The 8,568-nt window shown below is 67.8% G+C and carries 7 protein-coding genes; 1 reads left to right on the forward strand and 6 read right to left on the reverse strand.

What is annotated here, in order from left to right; all coding sequences use genetic code 11:
* Positions 1 to 10: 10 nt before the first annotated feature.
* The 6 genes from VK98_RS22410 to VK98_RS22435 all read right to left on the reverse strand — a co-directional run bounded on the left by VK98_RS22410 (position 11) and on the right by VK98_RS22435 (position 7,691).
* Entirely contained in the window at positions 11 to 952 is a 942-nt protein-coding gene (locus tag VK98_RS22410) for a UbiA family prenyltransferase (protein WP_053077553.1), read from the reverse strand.
* Positions 949 to 2,184, reverse strand: a complete 1,236-nt coding sequence (gene eboE / locus VK98_RS22415; RefSeq protein ID WP_048416146.1) for a metabolite traffic protein EboE — start codon at positions 2,182 to 2,184, stop codon at positions 949 to 951. The genes VK98_RS22410 and eboE overlap by 4 nt, the downstream gene beginning before the upstream one ends.
* Complete coding sequence (locus VK98_RS22420) at positions 2,171 to 3,403, reverse strand: 3-dehydroquinate synthase (RefSeq protein ID WP_197083149.1); 1,233 nt, start codon at positions 3,401 to 3,403, stop codon at positions 2,171 to 2,173. The genes eboE and VK98_RS22420 overlap by 14 nt, the downstream gene beginning before the upstream one ends.
* Positions 3,404 to 3,591: 188 nt before the next feature.
* A complete protein-coding gene (locus tag VK98_RS22425; protein ID WP_048416140.1) occupies positions 3,592 to 4,653 on the reverse strand; it encodes a ferritin-like protein in 1,062 nt (353 codons plus the stop codon).
* A gap of 13 nt (positions 4,654 to 4,666) precedes the next feature.
* Entirely contained in the window at positions 4,667 to 6,655 is a 1,989-nt protein-coding gene (locus VK98_RS22430) for a hypothetical protein (protein ID WP_048416141.1), read from the reverse strand.
* A gap of 10 nt (positions 6,656 to 6,665) precedes the next feature.
* Positions 6,666 to 7,691 carry a hypothetical protein gene (locus tag VK98_RS22435; protein WP_156188029.1) on the reverse strand — a complete coding sequence of 342 codons (1,026 nt, stop codon included), beginning with the start codon at positions 7,689 to 7,691 and terminating at the stop codon, positions 6,666 to 6,668.
* A 434-nt stretch (positions 7,692 to 8,125) separates the two neighbouring features.
* Here VK98_RS22435 and VK98_RS22440 point away from each other — a divergent pair, with 434 nt between their 5' ends.
* Complete coding sequence (locus VK98_RS22440) at positions 8,126 to 8,464, forward strand: hypothetical protein (RefSeq protein WP_048416142.1); 339 nt, start codon at positions 8,126 to 8,128, stop codon at positions 8,462 to 8,464.
* Positions 8,465 to 8,568 lie beyond the last annotated feature (104 nt).

Here is an 8,568-nt window from a genome sequence, read left to right on the forward strand (position 1 = left end):
GATTCTCCGTTCAAGTGCCCGGCACCCGGCGTTGCCATGTCCGGGTCAGCCAGGCGGCCAGAACCGCCAGCGCCGCCCACTGCGGCAGGCCGGCGGCGGCGATGAACAAGGCGTCCGCCAGCGCGATGCCGGCGATCAGGCCGCCGACGGCGCGCGGCATGTCGCGGCCGGGCCCGGGCCAGGCCAGCCGCAGGCAATGCGCGCTCCAGCCCAGGCTGAGCAACAGGAAGGGCAGCGCCCAGGGCTGGAACGGTTGGCTGAGCAGGTAGAGCGGCGGCGCGGCCAGGCCCAGCAACGGCGCCAGCCGGCCCGGCCGGGCGCGGCCTTCCTGCTTGGCCACATAGGTCAGCGCGATCAGATAGGCCAGCAGCGCCAGCGCCGCCAGCAGCAGCGGGCCGGACAGCGCGCCGGCGCCCAGCGCCAGGCCGCTGATCAGATAGACCTGCATCCGGCACAGGCCCATCAGCAGCGGGCTCAAGGGGTTGCGCTTGTGCCAGAGGTCGTAGAGCACCACGGTGGCGGCCAGGCACAGGCCGGCCAGCAAGGCGGACAGGCCCAGCGCCGCCAGCAGGGCGACGCCGACGAGCAATTGCGCCGAGCCGGCCAGCAGCACCAGCCGCGCCGACACCAGCCCGGCGGGGATCGGCCGCTCCGGCCGCTCGCGCGCGTCGATGTGGCGGTCGCAGACGTCGTTCAGATACATGCCGGCCACGTAGATCAGCGATAGCGACAACAGCAGCAGGGCCAGCGGGCCGCCGGCCGCGGCGTGGCCGGACAGCACGGCGCCGGCGAGGACGTTGCTCCACACCGTGGGCAGGTTGGACACTCGGCCCAGCCGCAGCGCCAGCGACCAGATCCCGGCCACGCGCCGGCGGGTCTGGCGCGCGTGCCGCCGCGACAGCCTCCGCCGGGCGCTGGTCTTGGGAATGGGCAGCGCGCGCTGGCCGCTCATCGCAGCTGGCCCTCCGCCCATTGCAGCTCGCGGCAGATCGCCTCGCCCAGGTCGCCCTGGCGGTGAGCCGGCGGCAGCACGCCCCAGCTATAGGTTTCCACTTCCAGATGGCTGCTCAGCGGCCGTTGGCGTTGCAGCGCCAGCAGCCTCGACAGGAAGTCCTGGGTGCTGGCGAACGGCCCCAGCGCGGCGTGGCAGATGGGCACGTGGAAGTGGATGCGCCATTCGTCGGCAGGCTGCCGCGGCAACGCCGCCAGCGCCGCCGGCAGGTCCGGGTAGCGCCACAGCTCGTCGCCGCGCCGCGCCACCACTTGGTGCAGATAGGTGTCTTCGGCGAAGGCGCGCAGCGCTTCCGCCGCCATCCGGTCCGGCCGGGTCACGCGCAGGCCGGCGCTGAGCTGCAACTTGGCGATGGCGATGCCGGCCTGATCCAGCCGCGCCACCGCGTCTTCCGGTTGTTCGTACTCCACCGCGGCGTGGCAGGCGTCCAGGCACACGCCCAGGTGGCGGCGCACGATGGCTTCGGCCTCCTCGCGCTTGACGCCGCACCATTTGGCCACCTGGTTGAGCGCGGCCCGGCTCAGGAGGTGCAGTTCGAAGAAGGCGACCGCGTCTTCGCTGGTGGCCAGCAGGCAGTCCGGCTCAGGCTCCAGCGCCAGCACGATGCGGCGGCCGCTGTCCTGGCGCAGCCGGTGCAGGAAGGCGGCGTGCTCCAGCAGATGGGTGGCGATCCACAGCGCGCCGCTGCCGTCTCCGCTCAGGTGCTGGCGATAGCCGCCGGGCACGGTGCTGACGCTGCCGTACTCCAGTTCCGGCGGCAGCAGCCCGGCCAGCAACCCGGCCAGCCGGTTGCTGTAGATCAGCCGCTGCGGGTCGCGCCAGTCCGGCAAATAGACCGCGTCCTTCACCGCCTGGCGGTGGAAGGCGCCGAAGGGGAAGCCGTTGACGGTGAACACATAGCATTGGTGCTCGGTCAGAAAATCACGGAATTCCGCCTGCGCCGGCGGCTCTTCCAATTGCCGCGCCGCCAGCGCGGACAGCCGCAGGCCCAGGCCGAACGGCCGGTCCGGCGCCACCCGCGCCTTGATGCGCGGCAGGTGGAAGCCCAGCTGAGCGCGCATTTCCTGCCAGCTTTCGCCGGGATGGATATTGCTGCAGTAGCTCATGTGGACGGCGGGCAAATGGGGGGCGGACAGACTGTCCGCCTGTTGTTGGGGGTCAAGCAGCAACATGGTCATCGCTCCTGTCGCGCAGCCAGTCTATGGCCGCGTTCATCCGATCCGCGTCGATGGCGTGCACTTCCACCCCCTGCCCCAGGCGCTGCAGCAGGGTGATGGTCAGATCGCCGCCAAGGTGTTCGCGGAACTCATCCAGCCCGGCCAGCACCTGGCGACGCTCGCCGTCGCGCCAGTCCAGCGCCGGGTGCCACAGCGCGAAGCCCAGCCGCAGCAGCAGCCGGTGCAGGCTGAGCTGCGCCGCTTCGCGCAGCAGGCCGGCCAGCACCGCGTAGCGGCAGTCCAGCGCCAGGCCTATCGCCACCGCTTCGCCGTGGCGCAGCGCGTAACCGCTCAGCGCTTCCAGCTTGTGCGCGGCCCAGTGGCCGAAGTCCAGCGGCCGGGCGCTGCCGAATTCAAACGGGTCGCCGCCCTGGCCGATGTGGTTCAGGTGCAGCTCGGCGCAGCGCCGTATCATCCATTGCATCGCCTCGTCGTCGCCGGCGGCCAGCGCTTCGGCGTTGGCGTCCAGCCAGTCGAAGAAGGCGCGGTCGCGTATCGCCGCCACTTTCACCGCCTCGGCGATGCCGGCGATGCGGTCGCGGCGCGGCAGGCTGGCGATGAAGTCGTAGTCGTTGAGCACGGCGAACGGCGGCGCGAAGGCGCCGAGGAAATTCTTGGCGCCGAAGGCGTTGATCGCGGTTTTGACGCCGACGCCGGAGTCGTTCTGCGCCAGCACGGTGGTGGGCATGCGCACCACGCGCACGCCGCGGTGGGTGGTGGCCGCGGCGAAACCGGCCATGTCCAGCAGCGCGCCGCCGCCGACGATGACCAGGCAGCTGTGGCGGTCGACATGGCATTGCTGCAGCCAGCTTTGCAGCGCGAACAGCTGCTCCGGATCGTTCTTGCACGCCTCGCCGCCCGGCGCCAGCCGCGGCGGCGCGGCCAGTTCCAGCGCGGCGCGGTGGCGGCGGGCGTAGCGCTCGAAGGCGGCGGGCAGCTGCGGGTGGGCGGCGGCCACGTCCTGGTCTATGAGCACCACGAAGCGGTGCCGCCGCTCCGGTTCCCGCCGGCAGATGGCTTGCCGCAACAGCGGGTTGCCGGGGTCGCTCAGCAGGCCGCGTCCGAAATACACCGGGTATTCGAACGGCACGCTGAAGCGCTGCATGGTCATGGCCCCGGCGCTGCGGCCGCTTGCGGCGTCGCCGGGGTCTGGCTTGCTGACGGGCAGTGGCATGGCTGTGCTCCTAAAAATCCGCGGCGGCCGCGACGCGCGGACGACGATGACGAGATGGCAAACGCGGCCCGGCATCGGCCGGACCGCTCTGACTGGCTTTCGCTGCGCTCGGCGCGGCTGGCGCGGCCCGTTTCAGGCCCGAACCAAGACGCGCCGCAACGCGGCGTCGGCTTTGCTGCCGACGGTTCTCAATCGCTGGTATCCATGCCTCCCTGGGTGTTGACGTAGCGATAGCTGGGCCCGGCCGTCTGCGTGCTGCCCGGCGCCACCGGCGTTTCCATCAGGCTGACCGCCTGCACCTTGAGGTCGTACATCAGGCCGATGGCGGTGTCGATGCGCTTGGGCTCGCCGTTGAAGGCCTGGTGCAAGGCGTTGAGCAGGCTGCTGTAGCTGTAGGCGAAGGCTTCCACTCTCACCTTGGCTTGGGTGTTGTCCTGGTAGTCGTAGTCCTGCGGATTGGACACCATCGGATAGACCCCGGCCGGGTCGTAGGGCACTTCCGCGCCGGCGTAGGCGTAGCCGCCGTCCGGGGTGCTGACGATGCGGCGGCCGTAGTAGATTTCGCCGAACTTGTAGTAGTGCGCCGGGTTGCCCGGCGACTGGTTCGGATTGGTGCTGGTGCCCTCGCCTTCGACGATGATGATGTTGATGGCGTGCAGGGCGCTGGCCACGTCGGTAATGGGAAACAGCCGCTCCGGCGAGAACCAGCCCAGCACCTGCTTGGGCACGGTGGCCGGAATGAAGATGCCGTCGCCCAGTTCCTTGATCTTCTTCTTGATCGCGTCGTAGAACTCGCCGATGGTGGCGTAGTCCGGCTCGTCCTCGGCGGCGAGCTTGGGCGTTTCCACCGGCACCGGGTCTTCCGGCTCTTCGATCACCATGAAGGTGTTGAACACCAGCTCCTTGGAGAACGGTTCAATGCCGACGATGAAGTCCTCGCCGCCGATGGACATCGGCAAGGGCCCCGGATATTTGGGGATGAACGGCGGCTTGTTGATTTGCGGGTGACCGCCGATGGCGATCAGGATGTTGCCGGCGATACACATGTGCAGCATTTCCTGCATCACGATGCTGTGGATCAGCTGGCGGATTTCCACGTTGTAACCCGGCTTCAGCGAAAACATCGCGGTCAGGTAGGGCGGAATGGTGGCGTGTTCCAGCTCCACCGCGTTTTGCAGATAGTAGTGCAGTTCGGCCGCGGTCTTGGCGGCGCGGATGCCGTGGATGATGCTGCGTTGCAAGCGAATCATGGCCTGTTCTCCCTCAATCCTTCGACGACGCGGCTTTGCGCTGCGCCTGGCGTTGCAGCACCACCGCGGTCTTGCCGGCGATTTGCAGATCGTCCAAGACCACCGTCACCGCATCGGTGTCCACCGCCTGTGGCGCGGGCACGGCGGCGGCCTGGAGCGGCGGCGTGCCCTTGAGCGGTTTGCCCTGGGCGTCGGTGCGCCGCAGCCACTTGAGGATGATGGCGCGCTTGTCGTCGGACAGGTCGCGAGTCACCGGCATGTGGTTGGGATCGCTCATCGGCAAGGAGAACGCCAGTTTGAGGATGTCGACATGGCGCACCACCGAGTCGTAATCGCCCAGGTCAACCACGTGCTTGCTCATGATGGGATAGAGGTTGCCGTACTGGACGAAGATGGGCCGGATATCGTCGTACCAGGTGGGGTGCTCCGGCTCCGGCACGCGGTTGAAGGCCAGCACGCTGACGAAGTTCCAGTAGTTGCTGACGTAGTCCGGCGGCTGCAGCTGCAATTGATAGCCGATGCCGTAGAGCTGGCCATCGATATAGCCGCGCGGATTGCCCGGCCCGGCCGGGATCGCGCTGATCAGCGCGCGGCCGTGGCCGCTGTCGTTGGTGTGGAAGGAGGCGGGATATTGCACCGCGTCCGCCGGCACGCTGATCCGGGGCGGCAGCACCGGCTTGTTGTCCGGCGGCGACGGCGGCAGCGGCTGGCCGCCGCCCATCAGGGTGGCTCCCTTGGGCAGCAGTTCCACGTTCACCTGGGCGGACAGCGGCTGGCCGTAGCGGCTGGCGAAGAAGCTGACCGGCAGCTGCTGGCCGGCGTTCAAGCGCAGCACATGGTCATCGGAGCGCACATAGAGGCCGTCGATGGATTCTTGCACCAGCACTTGGAAGCCGGAGCCGGACGGGCTCAGCAGCAGCAGCGGACAGGCTTCCAGCGCCTGTCTGGCGCCGGGGATGGCGGCGTAGTCGAAGTCCTGGATCGCCGCGGTCTGGCGGAACCACGGCGATGGTTCATCGCTGGCCGCCGCGCCCGCCGGCGGCGGGTCGTAGGCCACCTGGCCCAACACGATGACCTGGTCCTTGGCCAGGCTGCCGCTGATCGGCGCGTGCGCCGGCTGTTTCAGCACCGCCAGCGTCAACGGCCCCAGATCGACGAAGGCGCCGCTGGCGTCGACGATGGGCAGCGCGTTGCCGAAGTCCGCGGTCAGAGTCTGGCGGTCCGGGTGGTTCTTGCACTGGAAGCAGTACACGCCGCCGGAGGGCACCAGCGGGTAGGCGTCGGGGTCCTGGTCCAGTTGCGCGGTCATTTGCCGGCCCAGCACAAAGTGCTTGGGCTCGCGCTCATGGTAGGGGCCGATGGTGCCGACAATATGGCCCTGGGTGTAGCGCGGGATGGACGGATCGCGGCCGTAGCCGAACAGATTGAACTCGATGGCCAGCAGGCCGTGCTGGCTGGCCTTGCGCATCGCTTCCAGCACCGGCGAGTGGCTGTGCCCGTGCCATTGCACGTTTTCCAGGATGGACTGGTAGTTGGCGGCCAGCAGTTGGTCGGAACGGACGCCCTGCTGCTGGCGCAGCCACAAGTTCATGAAGCCCACCGGCAGCATGTCGCCGATGAACAGCGCGCGTTCGACATTGTCGGTGAGCCGCACTTGCAGCGCCCAGATCTGCGACACCATCTGCTGTTGCGGATCCAGATCCGCCATCTTGCCCGGCGCGCGCTGGTCGGCGTTCTCCATCGCCATGCCGATGATGGGGTCCTGCGCGCTGCTGGTGATGGGCTTGCCGTTGAGACTGGCGCCGGTGACGCTGCAGCTGACGAAACGGAAAATGGCAGTGCCCTGCGGGTTCCAGCCACCGTCGCCGCCGGAAGTGGACAGCTGCTGATATTGCTCCTTGAAGGCGTCGGAATCGTAATAGCAAACGTTGTTGTTGACGGTGGACACATCCGACTGGAAGTAGCCGGAAAAGTGAATGCGGGGGGAGTCGAGATAACTCATGGCGATTCCTTTACGGCTGCAGGGTGGCCCAGCTTGGGTCGGGTTGGGCGTTGGCCTTGTCGGCCGCCGGCGCGCCGGCCTTGCCCTTGTCCGGGCAATCGGTGGCGAACAGGCAGCACCATTCCGGCTTGGCCGGGCACATCTCGGCCACCTTCATCCAGGTCCTCTTGGGGTCCGGCTTTTGCGCGCGGAAATTGCTGTAGTTCTGACTGACCATGGGCGCGTCCGGCGGCGAGCCGGGATCGCCGGAGAAGAAGAAGGACTGCGGGTGCCGGTAGGGCGCGCCCTTGCCGCCGTCGCGGGTCGCTTGCTTGTAGAAGGCGTAGCCGAACAGGATGCTGCCCGGCTGCACTATCCGCGAGTACGCCTGGACGCTGCCGTTCAGGTGAGTGCTCTGCTCGGCGTTGTACGGCAGGTGCTTGATGAAGTCGCGGCGCGGCGGGTGGTTGTCCAGCGAGAACTGGCAGCACTGCGGCGTGCCCTTGGGCCGGTCCGCGTAGCGCAGGAAGTAGGCCTTGTTGCCCAGCGACACGAAGGAGCAGCTGTATTGGTTGCTGCCGGGGAAGATCGGCAGGCAGCGCTTTTCATAGTGCTCCATCATCGCGCCGCGGCCGTCGCCGTCCGCCGGCACGTAGCTGGCGTCGTAGTAGCTGGCGCCGTAGGAGGTTTCGTAGTCCTTGCCCTCGCTCATGCCGGCCGGCGGCGAGGCGTAGGGCGGCGGATATTGCTTGATCGCCGCCTGATTGAAGATGCGGTACATGGTCCAGTCGCTGACCCACCACTCGGGGAACAGCGGATCGCTGGGTTCGCCGGGCTTGCGCGGATAGACGCAGCTGCCCGGCAACAGACAGCCGACGGTGTTGTGCACGCCGCCGGTGTAGTAGCTGTGACGCCCCGCCGGCGTGCTCTTCAAGGCCTTGAGCGCGGCGGCCGCGGACGCGTCCGGCGTGTCGGCGGCCTGGACGCCGGCGGCGGCGCAGGCCAGAAGCAGCCACCCCCAGCGCGCGCTGGCGGTGACGGACTGTTGCAATGACATCGATCGTGCTCCTTGTATTGGAACCCCCGGTGCCATCCGCCCCCTTGGCGGCCGTTCCCTTGCCGGCGCGCTACGGACGGCGCCGCTTCACGGGCGGCTGACCCGCCCTCCCTGATGCAGCGCACTACGTATAGTCACTTAGTATTAACACACATCAAAATACATGCTTTTATCATGACTTGTAAGTGTGGTTATAGCCGGCGGCGGATCAGTCGCAAAGGAAAATGTGAAATGCGGACTAAAACGGCGCGGCCGCCGCGGCCCCTGTTCCGGCCTTGACCCCAGGCGCGGCGCTGGACGACAATCCTCAACGCGCCGCGTTCCCGGCGCCGGGAACGCGGCCCGCGCAGGCCGGCAAGCCGCCCCGTCATGGACTTGCCCGCTTCCGATCGGTCCCGGACAGGCTGCGCCGACATCAATTGGAAACTCTCATCATGGCCCTCCCCCTCACGCCCTCCGCCGCCGAAGGCAAACCCACCCATCAGCTGGGACAGGCCATCGCCCAATTGCAGGCGCTGCGCCAGCAACACGCGGAATTGGGCATGCTGGACGCGGTGATAGACGAGTTGAGCCGTTGCCATCAATCCATACGCCAGATCGCCAGCCGCCATCTGGTGGAACTGGACGCCGCCAACAGCAGCCTGAGCGCGGCCCTGCAGTTGCTGTGGCAGGGCGAGGGCGGCGGGCCCCACGACAGCCACCTCGCCTTCATGCTGGAGCCGCTGCACGCGATGCAGCTAAACGCGGCCAGCGAGTTGAATCGACTGCTCTAAGAACCTGTTCAAAGTCTGCTGCGCTTCGTGAAGCGTTGCACGGTGAGTACGAACTCAAAATGCTCATGTACCCCTCGACCATTCCGCTTTTTCGCTAGTTTTCG

It is taken from the genome of Chromobacterium sp. LK11, assembly GCF_001043705.1.
In the GTDB taxonomy this organism is placed as follows: domain Bacteria; phylum Pseudomonadota; class Gammaproteobacteria; order Burkholderiales; family Chromobacteriaceae; genus Chromobacterium; species Chromobacterium alkanivorans.